Source organism: Lysobacter alkalisoli (assembly GCF_006547045.1).
Lineage (GTDB): Bacteria > Pseudomonadota > Gammaproteobacteria > Xanthomonadales > Xanthomonadaceae > Marilutibacter > Marilutibacter alkalisoli.
Genome location: NZ_CP041242.1, coordinates 508,160 through 525,314, shown reverse-complemented (window position 1 = coordinate 525,314; position 17,155 = coordinate 508,160). Strand labels below are relative to the sequence as shown.

Below are 17,155 nucleotides of genomic sequence, written 5' to 3'. Positions count from 1 at the left end.
TGCCAGCTGCGCCGGCATGACATCTACCAAGTCGCCCGCTGACTCAAGGGCTCAACATCGGTCATCATATCCGTCATGAACTTCATGGTCGCGCTCTGGATGCTCATTGGTTTCGCCGTCCTGGTCGGCGGCGCCGAGTTGCTGGTGCGTGGCGCCTCGCGCATCGCGCTGGCGACCGGGCTTTCGCCGCTGGTGGTCGGCCTGACCGTGGTCGCATTCGGCACCAGCGCGCCGGAGCTGGCGACGAGCATCGGCGCGGCGCTGCAGGGCGCACCCGACATCGCGATCGGCAACGTGGTCGGCAGCAATATCGCCAACGTACTGCTGGTGCTCGGTATCGCCGCGCTGGTGATGCCGCTGGTGGTCGCGCGGCAGTTGATCTGGCTGGACGTGCCGTTGCTGGTCGTCATCTCCGGCGCGGTCTGGCTGATGGCGCTCGACCACGAGATCTCGCGGGTCGAGGGCGGGGCGCTGATTCTCGTCGGCATCGCCTACACCGTGCTGTTGATATGGATGAGCCGGCGCGGCATCGGCATGGGCGGGGTCGAAGACGATCTCGCCGAAATGCCGCGGCGCCCGCTGTGGTTCAATCTGCTGCTGCTCGTGGTCGGGCTGGTGCTGCTGGTGTTGGGTGCGCGCTTGCTGGTGTCGTCCGCGGTATCGATCGCGCAGGCACTCGGCGTCAGCCAGCTGATCATCGGCCTGACCGTGATCGCGATCGGCACCTCGCTGCCTGAAATCGCGACCTCCGTTCTCGCGGTCGCGCGCGGCCAGCGCGACCTCGCCGCCGGCAACGTGATCGGCAGCTGCATCTTCAACCTGCTGCTCGTGCTCGGTGCGACTGCAGCGGTGTCCCCGGACGGGGTGCCGGTCAGCCGCGCCGCGCTGAACTTCGATATCCCGGTCATGATCGCCACTGCGGTGGCCTGCCTGCCGATCTTCTTCACCGGCCACTACATCGCGCGCTGGGAAGGTGGCCTGTTCCTCGGCTATTACGCCGCCTACCTTACCTATCTGGTCCTGCAGAACACCCACCACGACGCACTGGAAACATTCAGCACGGCCATGACCTGGTTCGTGATTCCGCTGACCGTAGTGACCTTGCTGGTGGTGATGTCGCACGCGTTGCGCAATTCGCACAACAACGCGCCGCCCACGCCGTAGGATGGGTAGAGCCAAAAGCGAAACCCGTCATCGGGACCGAGTTATCGATGGGTTTCGCCTTCGGCTCTGCCGAACCTATTTCCAGATTCCTGCATCCACGCCTTTGGCAATCTGCGGGTGCTCGCCGATACGGAAGCCGGGCTTCACGCCGGCTCCGAGCTGACGGTCATAGTCGCGGGTCAGCCGCACCACCACGCCCGACAGCATCACGATCGCGAGCAGGTTGATCGCAGCCATGACCGCCATCGAGGCATCGGCCGCGTCCCAGACCAGCTGCACCTTCGAATACACACCCCAGGCGATCGTCGCCAGCGCCGCCAGCCGCAGCGCCAGCAGGCCGCCGCGCCCACCGCCGAGGTAGAGCAGGTTGCTCTCGGCGTACGAATAGTTGCCGAGGATGGTGGTGAACGCGAAGAAGAACATCGCCACCGCGACGAATCCCGCACCCCAGTCGCCGAGGAACACCGTCATCGCTGCCTGGGTGATCTGCACACCGTCGCGGCCGCCCTCGCCGAGCACCCCCGACAGCAGGATCACGACGCCGGTCGCGCTGCAGATCAGCAAGGTGTCGATGAATACCCCCAGCGCCTGCACCAGACCCTGACTGGCCGGGTGGTGCGGTACCGGCGTCACCGCCGCGGCGACGTTCGGCGCACTGCCCATGCCGGCCTCGTTCGAGTACAGGCCACGCTTCACGCCTTGCAGCATCGCCACGCTGAGCGCGCCGAGCAGGCCGCCGGCCGCAGCGTCCAACCCGAACGCGCTGCGCAGCACCAACGCCAGCACGCCCGGCAACTGCGGCAGATGGGCCAGCACGATCGACGCCGCCAGCAACAGGTAGGCCACCGACATGAACGGCACCACCCATTGCGCGAAGCGCGCGACCGAACGCAACCCGCCGAAGATGATCGCCGCGGTCAGCACCACCAGCCCGGTCGCGACGGTCGCCTGCCCGAGTCCGAACGCGCCCTCCAGCGCCTGTGCCATCGCATTGGCGTGCACGCTGCTGAAGATCAGCCCGTAGCTGAGCAGCAGCGCCAGCGCGAACGCCACGCCCATCCAGCGCTGGCCGAGGCCGCGGGTCATGTAGTACGACGGCCCGCCGCGATACTGGCCTTTGGCGTCACGCTCCTTGTACAGCTGCGCCAGCGTGCTCTCGGCGTAGGCCGTGGCCATGCCGAGTACCGCCGTGCACCACATCCAGAACAGCGCCCCCGGCCCGCCAGCGCCGAGCGCGATCGCCACCCCGGCCAGGTTGCCGGTGCCCACCCGCGCCGCGAGGCTCGTGCACAGTGCCTGGAACGGCGAGATGCCGCTGGCATCGGCCCGGGTGCCGCTGACGACCAGTCGCAGCATGTGCGGGAACCGCCGCAGCTGCAGCAAGCGCAGGCGGACGGTGAAGAACAGCCCGACCGCGAGCAGGCCGTAGACCAGCACGTGGTCCCACAGCAGCGCATTGATACCGCCGATGACCGGCGCGAGGACCGCCTCGATGGCGTCGAGCAGAAGGTCCAACGGCCACTCCCTTCAGGCGAGCGGCCGATGGTACCCCGTAGCCCGGGCAAGCGGAGCGTACCCGGCGGTAGCTCGTGCCAACCCCGGGAGCGCTCCGCTTGCCCGGGCTACGAGGTCGAACCTCACGTAAAATCCCTGTCCCCATACCCGCTGCAGGCCAGGAGCACCCATGAAGATCCTCGTAATCGGTTCCGGCGGCCGCGAACACGCCCTGGCCTGGAAGCTGGCGCAGTCGCCGCGCGTGGACGAGGTCATCGTCGCCCCCGGCAACGCCGGCACCGCCACCGAGCCCAAGTGCCGCAACGCCGAGGTGGCGGCGACCGACCTCGACGGCCTGCTGGCGCTGGCCGAAAGCGAGGACATCGCGCTGACCGTGGTCGGCCCCGAAGTGCCGCTGGTGGCTGGCGTGGTCGACCGTTTCCGCGCAGCCGGCCAGCGCATCTTCGGGCCCACCGCCGCCGCCGCCCAGCTGGAGGGCAGCAAGGCCTACGCCAAGGACTTCCTCGCCCGCCACGGCATCCCGACCGCGCATTACGCGGTATTCACCCAGGCCGAGCAGGCGCTCGAATACGTGCGCGAGAAAGGGGCTCCCATCGTGATCAAGGCCGACGGCCTGGCTGCCGGCAAGGGCGTGATCGTCGCCATGAGCGAGGCCGAGGCCGAAGCCGCGATCACCGACATGCTGTCCGACTACGCTTTCGGCCAGGCCGGCGCGCGGGTGGTGATCGAGGAATTCCTCGACGGCGAGGAGGCCAGCTTCATCGCCATGGTCGACGGCACCACCGCGCTGCCGATGGCGACCAGCCAGGACCACAAGCGCGTCGGCGACGGCGACACCGGTCCCAACACCGGCGGCATGGGCGCCTACTCGCCGGCGCCGGTAGTCACGCCCGAGATCCACAACCGCATCATGCGCGAAGTGATCGAGCCGACCGTGCGCGGCATGGCCGCCGATGGCGTGCCGTTCACCGGCTTCCTCTACGCCGGCCTGATGATCGACAAGTCCGGTGCGCCCAAGGTCATCGAGTTCAACGTCCGCTTCGGCGACCCGGAAACCCAGCCGATCATGCTGCGCCTGAAGTCCGACCTGGTCGATCTGGTCGAAGCCGCGATCGACGGCCAGCTCGAAGGCCGCGAAGTCGAATGGGACCCGCGCGCCTCGCTGGGCGTGGTGATGGCGGCCGAGGGCTACCCCGGCAAGCCGCGCACCGGCGACACCATCGGCAGCTGGGACGCGCCCGACGTCGACGACGCCATGGTCTTCCACGCCGGCACCCGGCTCGAAGGCGACCATGTCGTCACCGCCGGCGGCCGCGTCCTGTGCGTCTGCGCATTGGGCGACAGCGTCGCCGAAGCGCAGAAGAACGCCTACGCCGAAGTCGCCGGCATCTCCTGGCACGGCGAATTCCACCGCCACGACATCGGCTGGCGCGCGATCGCGCGGGAGAAGGGCAAGGCGATGCCGGCGTAAGGCGAGCGCCTCAGGCAACTTGCCAATGACTCCGGATTCCGCGATATTCGCTATTCGCGAATAGCGAATATCGCCAATGGAACTCAAGCCACAAGACCTGCTGGTGCTGTTCAAGGTTGCCGTACACCCACAGCGGCGATGGACCTATGCTGCCTTGGGCGAAGCGCTGTCGATGAGCGCCTCGGAAGTTCATGCCAGCGTCAAGCGTGCAGTCGGCGCAGGACTGGCGGTGGAGCGCGGACGCGGCGACTGGTCGCCACTACGGCCGGCGCTGATCGAGTTCGCCGTGCACGGTGCGCGCTATGTCTGGCCCGCAGTGACGGGCCCAGTGCGGCGCGGCGTGCCGACCGCTTTCGGTGTCGAGCCGCTTGCTTCTCGGATCAGCAGCTCGGCCGGCGAAGCACCGGTCTGGGCCTACCCCAGAGGTACCGCCAAGGGTCCCAGTCTCTCGCCGCTCTACCGTACCGCGCCGCAGGCAGCACTGGCCGATCCGGCCCTGCATCGCCTGTTGGCCTTGCAAGATGCATTGCGCGCCGGCCGTGCACGCGAGCGCACACTGGCCGCCGAACTGCTGCAGAAGGAATTGGAAGCAGCGGATGCGGCATGATGATCCCAATCTGCCGGTCCTGCGCACCATCGCCGAGGCATTGGGCGAACTGCGCGAACGGATGGTGTTTGTCGGTGGCGCGTCGCGGGCCTGTTGGTAACCGACCCGCTGGCCGAAGGCGTGCGCGCGACACGCGATGTCGACGCCATAGTCGAAGCACGGCTGGCGCAGTTCCATCGCATCGAGGAGCAGGTCGCGGCGCGTGGCTTCGTGCGCGATGCCGACAGCGGCGTGATATGCCGCTGGGTACATCGCGATTCCGGTGCACTGCTCGACCTGATGCCGGTAGACGCGAGCGTACTCGGATTTCCCAACCGCTGGTACGGCTATGCAGTGGAGACCGCACAATCGGTCGAGCTGGCGAACGGACTGTCGATCCGCCTGGCAACGGCGGTGGCTTTCATCGCTACCAAGCTGGAGGCGTTCGCCGACCGTGGCGCGAGCGACATTCTCGCCAGCCACGATCTGGAGGACGTACTGAACATCGTCGATGGCCGCGAGGAACTCGAGCGTGAGCTTGCAGCCGCGCCACCGTCCCTGCGCCAGGTCGTAGGTCAAGCATTCGCGCAGTTGCTGGCTCATCCCGACTTCGCCAATGCCCTGCCCGGCCTGATTACCGACCCCGGCCGCGTCGATATCGTGGTCGTGCGCCTGCGGAGCATGGCCGCCATCTGAGTCCTGCAGTGCGCGGCTGCCACGGTGATGGTCCGAAGGCTCAGGGCAGTCTGGTGCTTTGAGGATACGGGGCTGAGTACCCGGCACCCCATGCTTGCAGCCCCGTAGACCCCCGGCCGACGCAGGCCGGGGGATTGACTTCAGGAAACCCTTACTTGCAGGTCTTCGCGCCCGCCTTGCCCCTGCACTTGCCATCGCAGCATTCGCTGTCCGCGCTGCACGCGTCACCCTTGACGCTGCAGGTCGGCGGCGGTGGCGGGCTGCCGCCGGTGGTGCTGTCGGCCGGCAGGCTGCTGCCCAGGTGATCGATGACGTGCTCGATCGGCACGCCACGGTTCGGACAGTTGGCGCAGTGGTGCAGCGCAACCACGGTGTTGTCGTCCCAGCCCAGCACGGGCGAGCCCGAGGAGCCGCCGCGGGTGTCGCACATGTAACCGACATCGCGTGTGCCGCCGGTGCATACTGGCCGGTTGAGGTCGTTGGCATGGCAGAAGCCGCCATCGACGGTCGCCGTCGACTCGATGGCGATGCGCTTGCCCCAGGCGGCCGCGTGCTGCGGGATGTAGATGCGCTCATCCAGCACCGCGCCTGAATTGCGCATCTGCAGGTAGCCATAGGTGCCGCTGACGTTGGTCGGCAGCTTGATCAGGCTGTAATCAAGCGCCGAGTTGGTCTTGACCAGGGTGCCGCCACTGGCTTCCACCGTCCCCGGGCAGGCGCCCCAGCTTTCGCAGTTCTGGCTGCAGCTGCCCTCGGCCATGAACTCGTAGTCGGTATTGCTGGCATCGCCGGCGGTGGCGATGCAGTGGTTGTTGGTCATCACGTGGCCTTCGCTGCCCACCAGCCAGCCGGTGCATGCACTGGTGCCGTTGATCAGCAGGCGGGCCACGGTGCGCGCCTTGTCGTACGCGTCGGTACCGATGTAGCACTGCGCGCGCTGGGAGTCGTCGGTACCGCAGATCGCCTCCGGTTCGCCCAGCGAGGGAGCGACCTGCTCCTGCCTGCCAAAGCCACGTGCGTAGCCGTCGATGCGCACCGCGCCCTTGCCGACCGGATGGCGCGAATACACCTCGATCACCGCGCGGTCACCGGGGATGTGGATACCCCAGAAGCCTTCGCGGTCGCCGAAACGCGGCTTGCCCTGGCCGGTGTAGGTCCACAGGCGCGCATTGTCGGGCGAACGCACCACCGCTGCCGCACCCCTGGGCAGATTGAAGCGCTGGAAGTGCGGGGCGATGTAGGACGCGCCGGGGTGGTGGATTTCCTGGCGCCAGACCAGGTTCATGCCGGCCTGAAGCGCCTGGTAGTCCGGGCTTTCCGCCGCAAGGGCGACTTCGTCGCCGACCTTGATCCGGCCCTGTGCATCGGTCGGCGGGTCCGCCACGGTGGAGCAGGCGGCAACCGCTGCTGGTTTATCCGGCAACAGTGCGGCCACATCGACCGGCCCGGAACGCGCGGTGCCTGCAATCAGGCTTGGCACTGCGGCGACGGCCAACAGAAGACCCAACATTCTCGCATTGCGTTGCATGGTTCACCCTCCTGGTACTACGGCTGACAACACCGGTCGCACACAGCGACCGGACCTGAAAAGCCGGACGAGGCAACAGGCCGATACGGACGTCCGGCCATGGCCTGTCGCTTCTTGTCGGCGGCCGTGTGGCCGCGCATGGACTGCAGTGGGCGTGAACCGGGCGCATGTGCGGCACGGAAGCGGGCGTTGCAATCACGTCCGCGTCCGGCGCACGGCCCGGCGGCTACAGCGGCTTTAGCACCGGCATGACACGGGAGCAAGCACGAGGGGCACGAACACGAACCGGGGTCACGTCTACCCCCGCTGCAGGCGACCGGCGGTCGTCGTCCGGTCCGGCTCGGCTCGGCCACACGCGTGCGGCGGCATCGCCAATCCGCTCGCACGAGGCTGGGACAGCATCGGGCACGCCTTCGACTGCGGCAGCGACCGGCTACACTCCCGCGAAACCGCGTGGAGGCTCCATGAAGAAGGACATCACGGCGCAGGACAAGCCGAACGACGCATCGAGGGGAAACACACCACCGGCCTCCGGACCGGGACCGGATGCGCCGGCCACCCGCAGCCAGTTCGGACTGCTGAAGCAGCGGCGGTTCCTGCCGTTCTTCAGCGTGCAGGCGATCAATGCGCTCAACGACAATGTCTTCCGCCAGGCGATCATCGGCATGCTGTTCTGGCTGGGCGCCAGCAGCGAGGACAAGGCGCTGTACGCAAGCCTGGCGCCAGCGGTGTTCATCCTGCCCTACTTCCTGTTCTCCGGCATCGCCGGGCAGGTGGCGGAGAAACTGGAGAAGCACCGGCTGATCCGCATCACCACTGCAATGGAGATCGCGATGATGGTGGTCGCGGCGGCCGGCTTCGTGTTGCAGAGCCTGCCGGTGCTGTTGCTGGCACTGTTCCTGACCGGCGTGCAGTCGACCCTGTTCGGACCGGTGAAGTATTCGATCCTGCCATCGGTACTGCGGCCGGAGGAGCTGACTGGCGGCAACGGCCTGGTCGAGATGGGCACCTCGATGTCGATCCTGCTCGGCATGATCCTCGGCGGGTTGCTGTTCAAGCTGGCCGGCGACAACGGGCCATGGGTGGCCGGTGTGGCGGTGATCGGGTTCGCGGTGCTCGGCAACCTGCTCGCGCGGCGGATCCCGCGCGTGGATGCCGGCGCGCCGGACCTGAAGATCAACTGGAATCCGATCCCCGAGTCGCTGCACATGCTGCGGCTGGCGCACCGGCAACTGGCGGTACGCAACGCGGTGCTCGGCGTGTCGTGGTTCTGGTTCGTCGGCACGGTACTGACCTCGCAGTTGCCGGCTTATGCCGAAGTCCACCTCGGCGGCGACGAGACGCTGTACATCTTCGCCCTGGCGCTGTTCTCGATCGGCGTGGGCGTGGGTTCGCTGCTGTGCGAAAAGCTGTCGGGACGCACGGTCGAGATCGGCCTGGTGCCGCTGGGCGCGTTCGGCATGAGCGCCTTCATCCTCGACCTGTACTTCGCCCGCACCGGCGTGGCGGCGGCCACCGGGCTCGATGCGATCGGCTTCCTGCGCGAGGCTGGCAGCTGGCGTGCCGGGAGCCTGCGGATCGTGATCGACCTGCTCGGCATCGGCCTGTTCGCCGGTTTCTTCGTGGTACCGCTGTTCGCGCTGATCCAGAGCCGCACCCCGAAGAACGAGCTCTCGCGCGTGATCGCCGGCCTCAACATCCAGAACTCGGGCTTCATCGTGCTGGCCGCGATGTCGGCGCTGGCCGCGCAACAGCTGCTGGGCTGGAGCATCCCGCAGGTGTTCCTCGCCCTGGCGGTGCTCAACACCCTGGTCGCGATCTGGATCTTCACCATCGTGCCCGAGTTCCTGATGCGCTTCATGAGCTGGCTGCTGGTCCGTGCGCTGTACCGGCTGCGGGTACGCGGGGTGGAAGAACACGTCCCGGATGAAGGCGCGGGCGTGATCGTCTGCAACCACGTCAGCTACATGGACGCGCTGATCCTGGCCGCCTGCATTCCGCGGCCGGTGCGTTTCGTCATGTACTACAGGATTTTCAACATCCCCTTCATGCGCTGGATCTTCAAGACCGCCAAGGCGATCCCGATCGCCAGCGCAAAGGAAAACCCGGAACTGCTGCGACGCGCCTACGACGAGATCGACGCGGTGCTGGCCGACGGAGAACTGGTCTGCATCTTCCCCGAAGGCAGGCTGACCCACGACGGCACGATGGCACCGTTCAAGGCCGGCATCGAGCGCATCCTCGAACGCGCCCGCGCCGAGGGCCGTCCGGTGCCGGTGGTGCCGATGGCACTGCGTGGCATGTGGTCGAGCATGTGGAGCCGGCGCGACTCAAGGCTCGGGCGCATGCGCGTGCCGCGCCGCTTCCGCGCCCATGTCGAGGTGATCGCCGAAACGCCGATCGATGACTCGTGGGTCACCGCCGCAGCACTGGAAAGCAGGGTGCGCACACTGCGCGGGGACGCAGCCTGACCCGAACACAAGGCAGTCGCGCCTACAGAAATACCGCGGGCACTGATACGATGCCCGCGGGGAGCCGGATGCGTCCGGCCTACAACGATTCTCGCATTCACCACCCGTAATTTCCTGTCCTGAAGGGGGAACCTCCATGAGCATGCCGCCACCGGTCCCGACTGCCCCGGCACCGTCGCAACCCATCCCGAACCACCTGGCCTGGGCGATCATCTCCGCCGTGGTGTCGTTCTGCCTGTGCTGCTTCGTCGGCGGCATCCCCGGCATCGTCGCGATCGTGTTTGCCGCGCAGGTGAACTCCAAGCTCAACCAGGGCGACATCGACGGTGCGCGCCGCGCATCCGACAACGCCAAGACCTGGTGTTGGGTCGCGACCGGCCTGGCAATCTTCGGCCTGCTGCTCAACATCTGGGGCGTCATGAGCGGCGGCACCGAGGAGTACATGCGGATGATCGAACAGATGCAGCAGGCGCAGTAATGATCCTGCCGGCCCTGCCCCGCCACCGTTGGATGCTGGCCGCCGCGACTGCGGCGGCGGCCTTCGCCGCGTTCGGAGTCTGGGCCCTGCGCAATTTCGATCCCAATGCAGCCAACAGCCCGTTCCTCGGCTGCCTGTTCCTCAAGGCCACCGGGCTGTACTGCCCGGGCTGCGGCACCACCCGCGGCCTGCATGCGCTGGTCCATGGGGACCTGGGGCAGATGGTGGCGATGAACCCGCTGTTGCCGCTGCTGATGGTCGCGGTCCCGCTGCTCGTGCTGCACGGCATGGGCAGGCGGGTGCCGCTGCCGGCATGGCTGATGGCCGCGCTCAACAATCCGAAACTTTGGCTGGTGCTGCTGATCGGCTACTGGATCGCCCGCAATCTGCCATGGTGGCCTTTCAGCTGGCTGGCGCCGGGCTGAGGCGTCAAGCCGGAAACGACAATGAATACCAGCAACGAGTACGTGCCCAACAACCTGGTCTGGGCGATCCTGACGACACTGTTCTGCTGCCTGCCGCTTGGCATCGTGTCGATCGTCTACGCGGCCAGGGTCGATGGCCTGCGTGCAGCCGGCAATATCGTCGCCGCCCGGTCCGCGGCCGACAGCGCGCGCAACTGGGCGCTGGCCTCGGCGCTGGCCGGACCGGTGCTCATCATCCTCTGGATCGTCTTCGCCGGTGGCCTGGCCGTGCTCAGTGCGCTGTTCGGTGGCGGCGGGTACTGAACCCCACGCCCGGACTCAGTTGACGTAGCCGGCAATCACGAACAACGCCAGCACCGCCAGCCAGGCCAGCAGCACGCGCCAGACCAGGCTCATCGCGTCGCGCAGTTCGGGCAGCTCGCCCAGCACCTCGCTGCCGCCGGCCTCCCCGTCGCCCGCCTCGTCCTCGTATTCACCGACCTGCTCGGCCAGCTCGGTATTCACGCTGGCGCGGCCGGCCGCGGCGAGGAAACGATTGTCGAGGCTGGCCGCCGCACCACCGTTGGTGCGCCAGGCGCTCAGCACCGTATCGAAATTGCCGACGATCGCCAGCGCCAGCGTCATCAGTTGCGCCACCGGCCATTCCAGTACCGACAGCAGCGCACGTGCGCCGAACACGGTTTCGCGCGGCAGGATGTGTGCCTTGCGGCCGTAGGCTGCCAGCGCGGTCAGCCGGTACAACAGCGCGCCGACCGGCCCCAGCAACAGGAACCAGAACAGCACTCCGAACCAGCGCCGCAGCGCGTTGCGGAACACCGCATCGACCAGCGGAGCAGGTTCCAGCGAGGCATCTTCCGGCTCCGACCACAGCGACATCGCCGCCGCGCGGCGTGAGGCCGCATCGGGGGCATCGATGATCGCCTCGACATCAAGATCCAGGTCGCGCGGCCCCCAGGCGTAGAACAGCACCACGATGCCGAATACCAGACTGGCCAGCCCGAACATCGTCCCGTCGAGCGCGTACTGGAACAGCCCGATCAGCAACAGCGGCGGCGCCAGCGCAAGGACGACGCCCCAATGTCCGCTCCAGAAGCTGCCCTCCTCGAAGCGCTCGTCCAGCCAGCGCAGCCAGTCGCCGAACCAGCCATAGGCACGCAGCGAGGCAGCCAACGGCTGCGCCAGGTGCCCGAGCACGAGCGCGACAACGGTAGCGATCAGGGTGGTCGACATCAGGCAGAGCTCCGGCGCTGCAATTCGGGCATGCAGCGATTCTATCCTGTGCGGCGTGAGCACCGCGATTCCCGAGCCATGCCGGGCCCCGTCAATGCACTCCCATACCCCCATTCGCGCCTGCGGCACGAATCGCCCCCTACTCAGGGGGACGTTTACCAAGCCCTGCTTGGTAAACCCCAGAACCTGCTGCGCAGGTGCCGGGCCCCGTCAATGCACTCCCATACCCCCATTCGCGCCTGCGGCACGAATCGCCCCCTACTCAGGGGGCTTGGCGCCCTCACTTTCGTTGTTCGTGAGCCATTGGTCGATGAGCCAGCGCGAGATCGAGATCGGTGTCGACAACAACAGGTCGGCGCCCTCGGTCTGGCCCACGGCCTCACGGCGGGCGGCTTCGCGGATCTCGTCGGCGGTGAACCAGCGCGCGGCTTCCAACTCCTCGCCGACCTGGGGCTCGACCGGATCGGCCTCTGCGACGAAGCCAAGCATCAGCGTGCCCGGGAACGGCCATGGCTGTGAGGCCAGGTAACGACAATGGCGAATGCGCAGGCCGGTCTCCTCCTCGACTTCGCGCGCGACCGCCTGCTCCAGCGACTCGCCCGGCTCGACGAAGCCGGCGATCACCGAATGCCGGCCCGGCGGCCAGTCGCGCTGGCGGCCAAGCAACAGGCGCTCGCCGTCGCTCACAGCGACGATCACCGCGGGATCGGTGCGCGGATAGTGTTCCAGGCCGCAGCCGCCACAGCGGCGCAGCCAGCCGCCGCGCTCGACACTCATCTCCGCTCCGCAGGCCCCGCAGAACCGGTGACGCCGGTGCCAGTGCTGCATCGCCCGTGCCTGCGCGAACACCGCCGCTTCCTGCAGCGGCCACAATGCGGCCGCCGAACGCAGGTCGAGCGTGCCCGGGGCTGCATACGCGACAAGTTCGGCATCGAGCGAGAACCAGGCACGGCCATCCGCAGCCAGGCCGAGGAAGGTGGCCAGACCACTGCCGCCGGTGCCGCGGCTCAGTTCCGCACCACGCGGCGCAGCCGGTTGGCCATCGGCATCGGCCAACGCGCGGCCCGAGGCATCAAGCAGCAACACGCATGCTTCCGCCCACAGCCGGTCGAGGGCGGAGTTATCGCCACGCAGGCGATCGGCACGGTCAAGCGCGGCCGCAGGCAACTCGCCCGGCGCGGTGGGAATGAAGGCGAACGGGGATTGATCGGTCATCGGGCGGCGGTCGACGGGAGCTGCAGCGCCCCATTGTCGCCGATGCGGCGTTTGCCCTCACTTCCTTCTCCCGCGCGTGGGAGAAGGTCTGGGGCGGCGAGGGCAACACCTGGTCTTCTCTCACGTGAGGGGGAGCTCGCCTTCAGCGAAGGCATGGACGCTGCCGCTTGCGTTCGATCGCCGGTTCTCGCCGCCACTTCTCACCGCCACCTGGCTGTCCCGCCGCGACCTGCCGGCCTTGACGGCGAATGTCCCCCGGCCGCCGCCCGTGGCGGCGGCCTCCTCCTTGATTTCGCCGCCAAGGCCGGCAGGCCACGGCGGATCGCACGGTTACGCTGGAAAGCGAAGCAAGCCCTCCCCGGGATTCCGCTTCCAGGACCACCGGACATGTCGGAACGCCGGGGCGAAGGCCCTTGGGTGCGAAATAAAGGAGGAGGCGCCGGCCCTGGCCGGTGCCGGGGGACATTCGCACCCAAGGGCCTTCGCCCCCGGCGCCCCGGTCATCCAACAGACCCGGCGCTTTTCCCTCGATTGGGCGAACCAAAAAATCTCAGGCCGAGAACGAGGACCCGCAGCCGCAGGTGGTCTTGGCGTTCGGATTGCGGATCACGAACTGGGCGCCATGCAGACTCTCGGTGTAATCGACTTCGGCACCCATCAGGTACTGCAGGCTGAGCGGATCGACCAGCAGGGTCACGCCGTCGGTTTCCACCGCCAGGTCATCCTCGGCCTGGCTTTCGTCGAACTCGAAACCGTACTGGAAGCCCGAGCAGCCGCCGCCCTGGATGTACACACGCAGCTTGAGCGCGTCGTTGCCTTCTTCGGCGATCAGTTCGCGCACCTTGGCGGCGGCGGCCAAGGTGAAGCTCAGCGGCCGGTCGATCGACTGGTAGTCGGGGGTGGCCTCGGCCTTGGCGGTCGGGAGCGGGGTGATGTCCATGCGATCAGGATGGGGCGCGCGGCGGCTGTATTCAAGCGCGCTGGCGCGGAGGTTCAGCCCTTGTCGGAACGATCTGCGGCCTCGGCGCCGGTATTGCCGGCCGCCTCGCGGGTCGCATCGGCCCAGGTGAACGACTGCTCCACAGTGGCGCCGGAGCGCGACTGGAGTCGCGCTGTAACCCGTACCGGCTCGAAACCCTCGGGCAGGAACAGGTCGCCCTCGATCTGCTGGAAGTACTTGAACGAATATTCCAGCCCCGGCACGTCCTCACCCTGGCGCAGCGCGTCCCAATCGAGAATTTCGCGACGACCGTCCCGACTGCCCTCGACGGCCAGCGTCAGCTGCCCACTGCTGACCGCGCCGCGGTTGAGGTTCTGGGTCAGGGTCGAGGTGAAATGCCAGGCGGTATCGTTCTGCGCACGCATGCGGATGGCGTGCACGCTGAGACCGCGACGCTGCCCTGTGGCCCCGACCAGCCTCTCGTAGAAAGCGACATCGGCACGCAGGCCGGCGATCTCCTCGTCACGCTCCGACAGCGCGTTCTGCAGGTCGCGATTGGCGTCGCGGCTGATCTGATCGGAACGGGTCAGGGTCGCGACCCGCTGTTCGAAGTCCTCGACCGCCACCTGCAATCCGGCACGCGCCTTCTCACTGGCAGCCAGGCGGGCATGGATGTCCCCGGACTCCGGCGACAACAAACGCCACAGCCCCCATGCACCAAAGGCCAGTGACAGCAGGGTCAACGCGACCAGCGCCCCGGCCACGCGCCCACGCCAGCGGATCGGAATCAGGGGCGACAGGGGGATGCCGGCTTCGGATTCCGGCGGGACCGCCCCGGGGCGCGTGGAGTCGTTCATCGCTCCGATATAGAAGCGGCGAAGGATGGCGTCAACCGGCTCCGGGCAGGGCCGGCATGCGCGGTTCAGCTGACCAGCCGCATGCCGTGGTCGGCTCCGGGCAGGCCGGGACGGCTCAGGCTGCCTCGACAAACTCCTCGCGAAGAGGCGACGCGGTCTGCTCGGACAGGGTGCTGTCGGCATGGATCAGGCGGCCGGTCAGGGTCGAGCCGGCGCACATCTCCACAACCTTGTAATGGACATTGCCCTGTACCCGCGCCTTGGCGGCCAGCTCGACCCGATCGGCGGCGAACACATCGCCGGTCAGGGTGCCGTTGATCACCACCACGGGGGCATGCACCTCGCCCTCGATCGTGCCGCCCTCGGCCAGGGTCAGGGTCGCCTTCTCGCCCTGGTGGGCGATCACCTTGCCGATCACCTTGCCCTCGATGTACAGCCCGCCGCTGAACTCGAGGTCGCCGCGGAACACCACCTGCGGCCCGATCAGGGTGTCGACCTGGCCTTCGATATGGGCCGGTTTGTTCTTGAACATACTCATGATTCCCCATGTAGGACATTGGCCGTGCCGGCGGCACTGACCGCATTGGCAGACCTGCCGGGAGCAGCTCTGCCAGGAACAGGCCCACCGGAAGCGGACCTGCTGGAAACGGGCCTGCCGGAAACGGTATCGAGATCGGCATCCTGCCCTTGCCAAGCCACGGTCTGGTCGACCGAGCCCCCTGAGCCGCGCAGCCGTACCTTCACCCGTTGCGGGGTGAAACCGGCTGGCAGCATCACGCTACCGGCGAGCTGCTGGAAGTAACGGAACGAATACGGCTGCGCCGGTGCCCCCTTGGCCTGGTGCAGGGCATCCCAGTCCACCGAGGTGAGTTTGCCATTCTGCACGCCCTCGAGCGAAAACTGCAGCCGGCCTTCGCTGACCGCGCCGCGGTTGAGATTCTGGGTCAGCACGATCTCGTAGCGCCAGGTGCCACCGGCTTCACGGGTGAACTGGCTGGAATGGACATTCAGGCCCTTGCGCGGAGTGGTCGCGCCAACCAGGCGCTCGTAGAAGGCGACATCGCCGCGCAGCCCGGCGATCTCCTCCTCGCGCTCGGCCAGGCTGCGCTGGACCTGCTTGTTGGCGCTGCGGGTGATCTGGTCCGACTTCTCCAGGATCGCGGTGCGCTGCCGCAATGTCTCCAGCTCGCTGCGCTGCCGCTTGAGCACGCTGCGCGCCTCCGACAGTTCGCGGCTGACTTCAGGCAGCTGCGGCGCGGCGATATGCCTCGATCCGACCCAGGCCACCCCCAGCGACCCCAGCCAGACCAGAACCAGCACAGTCCACACCAGCGGCCGGCGATCCGGCCCCTGCTGGACGATGCGATAACGCGGTGGCGGTGTCTTCCCCGGTGAAAGGCTCATACAGGATGGCGACGGCACGCTCCCCGCGCGCCCGGTTTTATACTCGACTCCGGATTCTAGCCGGGACACGACGATGACAGATGCGCACCTGTTCGCAATTGGCGTGGTTCTGGCCTGGCTGGCAGGCATCCGTGCCTACCTGACGGTGTTCGGGGTCGGCCTGGCCGGTGCGCTGGGCTGGCTGGACCTGCCCGAGGCTTTGCAGGTCACCCAGTCGCCGTGGGTGCTGGGCGTGTCGGGCACGCTGGCGGTAGCGGAATTCTTCGCCGACAAGATCCCGGGTGTGGATTCGGGCTGGGACCTGCTGCAGACCCTGCTGCGGATTCCGGCCGGCGCCTTCCTCGCCGCCGCCACCCTGTCGTCCGACGGCCAGCTCGGCGCCGGCGCGCTGGCCACCGGGGCCGGGGTCGCACTGACCAGCCACGTACTCAAATCAGGCACCCGGGCGCTGCTCAACACCTCGCCCGAACCGGTCACCAACTGGACCGCTTCGGTCGGCGAGGACATCGCGGTGGTCGGCGCGCTGGCGTTGGTGTTCGCCTACCCGTGGCTGACCCTGACCGCCATCTTGCTGATCAGCCTTGGCATCGCGCTGGCGATCTGGTGGGTCTGGCGCAAGCTGTTCCGGCGCGCGCCGAAGCCAGCCTGATCAGCTCTCCATCTTCATGGCGAGGTAGTTCTGCTCGCCAACGCGCTCGATCAGGCTGAGCTGGGTCTCGATCCAGTCGACGTGCTCTTCCTCGGAGTCGAGGATGTCGGAGAACAGATCGCGGCTGACGAAGTCGGCGACCTTCTCGCAATGGGCGATCGCTTCGCGCAGCAGTGGCACCGCTTCCAGTTCCAGCGCGAGGTCGCAGTTCAGCACCTCGCGCGGGCTCTCACCGATGCGCAGCTTGCCCAGCGCCTGGAAGTTGGGCAGGCCGTCGAGAAAGAGGATGCGCTCCGACAGCTTGTCGGCGTGCTTCATCTCGTCAATCGACTCGTGGTACTCGTGCTCGGCGAGCTCCTTGAGTCCCCAGTTCTTCAGCATCTTGGCGTGCAGGAAGTACTGGTTGATCGCGGTCAGCTCGTTGTAGAGCGCCTTGTTGAGGAATTCGATGACCTTGGCGTCGCCTTTCATGGCCGTGCTCCGTGGGGGTTCAATGGCGGCACTCTAGCGCGTGACGCACAGCCAT

Annotated in this window: 17 protein-coding genes and 1 pseudogene; 9 read left to right on the top strand and 9 right to left on the bottom strand. The window is 67.4% G+C overall.

Annotated features, from left to right (window positions below):
* The first annotated feature begins 75 nt into the window (after window positions 1-75).
* Window positions 76-1,164, top strand: a complete 1,089-nt coding sequence (locus FKV23_RS02300) for a calcium/sodium antiporter (protein WP_141622402.1) — start codon at window positions 76-78, stop codon at window positions 1,162-1,164.
* A 75-nt stretch (window positions 1,165-1,239) separates the two neighbouring features.
* Here the strand turns inward: FKV23_RS02300 and FKV23_RS02295 are convergent, their stop codons facing one another.
* Entirely contained in the window at window positions 1,240-2,679 is a 1,440-nt protein-coding gene (locus FKV23_RS02295) for an alanine/glycine:cation symporter family protein (RefSeq protein WP_208543220.1), read from the bottom strand.
* 169 nt (window positions 2,680-2,848) lie between these two features.
* Here FKV23_RS02295 and purD point away from each other — a divergent pair, with 169 nt between their 5' ends.
* The 3 genes from purD (at window position 2,849) to FKV23_RS17740 (ending at window position 5,432) form a co-directional block, all read left to right on the top strand.
* Window positions 2,849-4,150, top strand: a complete 1,302-nt coding sequence (purD, locus tag FKV23_RS02290; RefSeq protein WP_141622401.1) for a phosphoribosylamine--glycine ligase — start codon at window positions 2,849-2,851, stop codon at window positions 4,148-4,150.
* A gap of 76 nt (window positions 4,151-4,226) precedes the next feature.
* On the top strand, window positions 4,227-4,757 hold the full coding sequence (locus FKV23_RS02285; protein ID WP_141622400.1) for a MarR family transcriptional regulator: 531 nt from the start codon (window positions 4,227-4,229) through the stop codon (window positions 4,755-4,757).
* Window positions 4,758-4,850: 93 nt separating this feature from the next.
* Window positions 4,851-5,432, top strand: coding sequence for a hypothetical protein (locus FKV23_RS17740; RefSeq protein ID WP_407067639.1), 582 nt, complete (start codon window positions 4,851-4,853; stop codon window positions 5,430-5,432).
* A 151-nt stretch (window positions 5,433-5,583) separates the two neighbouring features.
* Here the strand turns inward: FKV23_RS17740 and FKV23_RS02275 are convergent, their stop codons facing one another.
* Window positions 5,584-6,942 carry a trypsin-like serine peptidase gene (locus FKV23_RS02275; protein WP_208543219.1) on the bottom strand — a complete coding sequence of 453 codons (1,359 nt, stop codon included), beginning with the start codon at window positions 6,940-6,942 and terminating at the stop codon, window positions 5,584-5,586.
* Between the two features lie 482 nt (window positions 6,943-7,424).
* Between FKV23_RS02275 and FKV23_RS02270 the strand changes: the two genes are divergently transcribed.
* From FKV23_RS02270 to FKV23_RS02255, 4 genes are all read left to right on the top strand, one after another.
* Window positions 7,425-9,431 (top strand): MFS transporter, encoded by a 2,007-nt coding sequence (locus tag FKV23_RS02270; RefSeq protein WP_141622399.1) that lies wholly within the window; start codon window positions 7,425-7,427, stop codon window positions 9,429-9,431.
* A gap of 136 nt (window positions 9,432-9,567) precedes the next feature.
* Window positions 9,568-9,909 carry a CD225/dispanin family protein gene (locus FKV23_RS02265; RefSeq protein WP_141622398.1) on the top strand — a complete coding sequence of 114 codons (342 nt, stop codon included), beginning with the start codon at window positions 9,568-9,570 and terminating at the stop codon, window positions 9,907-9,909.
* Window positions 9,909-10,334 carry a DUF2752 domain-containing protein gene (locus FKV23_RS02260; protein ID WP_141622397.1) on the top strand — a complete coding sequence of 142 codons (426 nt, stop codon included), beginning with the start codon at window positions 9,909-9,911 and terminating at the stop codon, window positions 10,332-10,334. Before FKV23_RS02265 ends, FKV23_RS02260 begins: the two co-directional genes overlap by 1 nt.
* A 21-nt stretch (window positions 10,335-10,355) precedes the next feature.
* Window positions 10,356-10,637 carry a CD225/dispanin family protein gene (locus FKV23_RS02255; RefSeq protein ID WP_141622396.1) on the top strand — a complete coding sequence of 94 codons (282 nt, stop codon included), beginning with the start codon at window positions 10,356-10,358 and terminating at the stop codon, window positions 10,635-10,637.
* Between the two features lie 15 nt (window positions 10,638-10,652).
* On the opposite strand, the gene FKV23_RS02250 is transcribed toward FKV23_RS02255, so the two are convergent.
* From FKV23_RS02250 to FKV23_RS02225, 6 genes and pseudogenes are all read right to left on the bottom strand, one after another.
* Window positions 10,653-11,564, bottom strand: coding sequence for a cobalamin biosynthesis protein (locus tag FKV23_RS02250; protein ID WP_141622395.1), 912 nt, complete (start codon window positions 11,562-11,564; stop codon window positions 10,653-10,655).
* 258 nt (window positions 11,565-11,822) lie between these two features.
* The gene (gene nudC, locus FKV23_RS02245; RefSeq protein ID WP_141622394.1) at window positions 11,823-12,779 is read right to left on the bottom strand and encodes an NAD(+) diphosphatase; all 957 of its coding nucleotides are present in this window, start codon (window positions 12,777-12,779) and stop codon (window positions 11,823-11,825) included.
* 550 nt (window positions 12,780-13,329) lie between these two features.
* Window positions 13,330-13,719 (bottom strand): iron-sulfur cluster insertion protein ErpA, encoded by a 390-nt coding sequence (gene erpA, locus FKV23_RS02240; protein ID WP_141622393.1) that lies wholly within the window; start codon window positions 13,717-13,719, stop codon window positions 13,330-13,332.
* 53 nt (window positions 13,720-13,772) lie between these two features.
* Entirely contained in the window at window positions 13,773-14,576 is an 804-nt protein-coding gene (locus FKV23_RS02235) for a DUF6776 family protein (RefSeq protein ID WP_244244075.1), read from the bottom strand.
* A gap of 115 nt (window positions 14,577-14,691) precedes the next feature.
* On the bottom strand, window positions 14,692-15,108 hold the full coding sequence (locus FKV23_RS02230; RefSeq protein WP_141624993.1) for a bactofilin family protein: 417 nt from the start codon (window positions 15,106-15,108) through the stop codon (window positions 14,692-14,694).
* A gap of 155 nt (window positions 15,109-15,263) precedes the next feature.
* Window positions 15,264-15,980: pseudogene (locus tag FKV23_RS02225) on the bottom strand (DUF6776 family protein); the annotation flags it as partial.
* Window positions 15,981-16,053: 73 nt separating this feature from the next.
* Between FKV23_RS02225 and FKV23_RS02220 the strand changes: the two are divergent.
* The gene (locus FKV23_RS02220) at window positions 16,054-16,629 is read left to right on the top strand and encodes a DUF4126 domain-containing protein (protein WP_141622392.1); all 576 of its coding nucleotides are present in this window, start codon (window positions 16,054-16,056) and stop codon (window positions 16,627-16,629) included.
* Here FKV23_RS02220 and bfr read toward each other — a convergent pair whose 3' ends face one another.
* Window positions 16,630-17,100, bottom strand: a complete 471-nt coding sequence (bfr, locus tag FKV23_RS02215) for a bacterioferritin (RefSeq protein WP_141622391.1) — start codon at window positions 17,098-17,100, stop codon at window positions 16,630-16,632. It lies immediately after the preceding gene.
* Window positions 17,101-17,155: the final 55 nt, after the last annotated feature.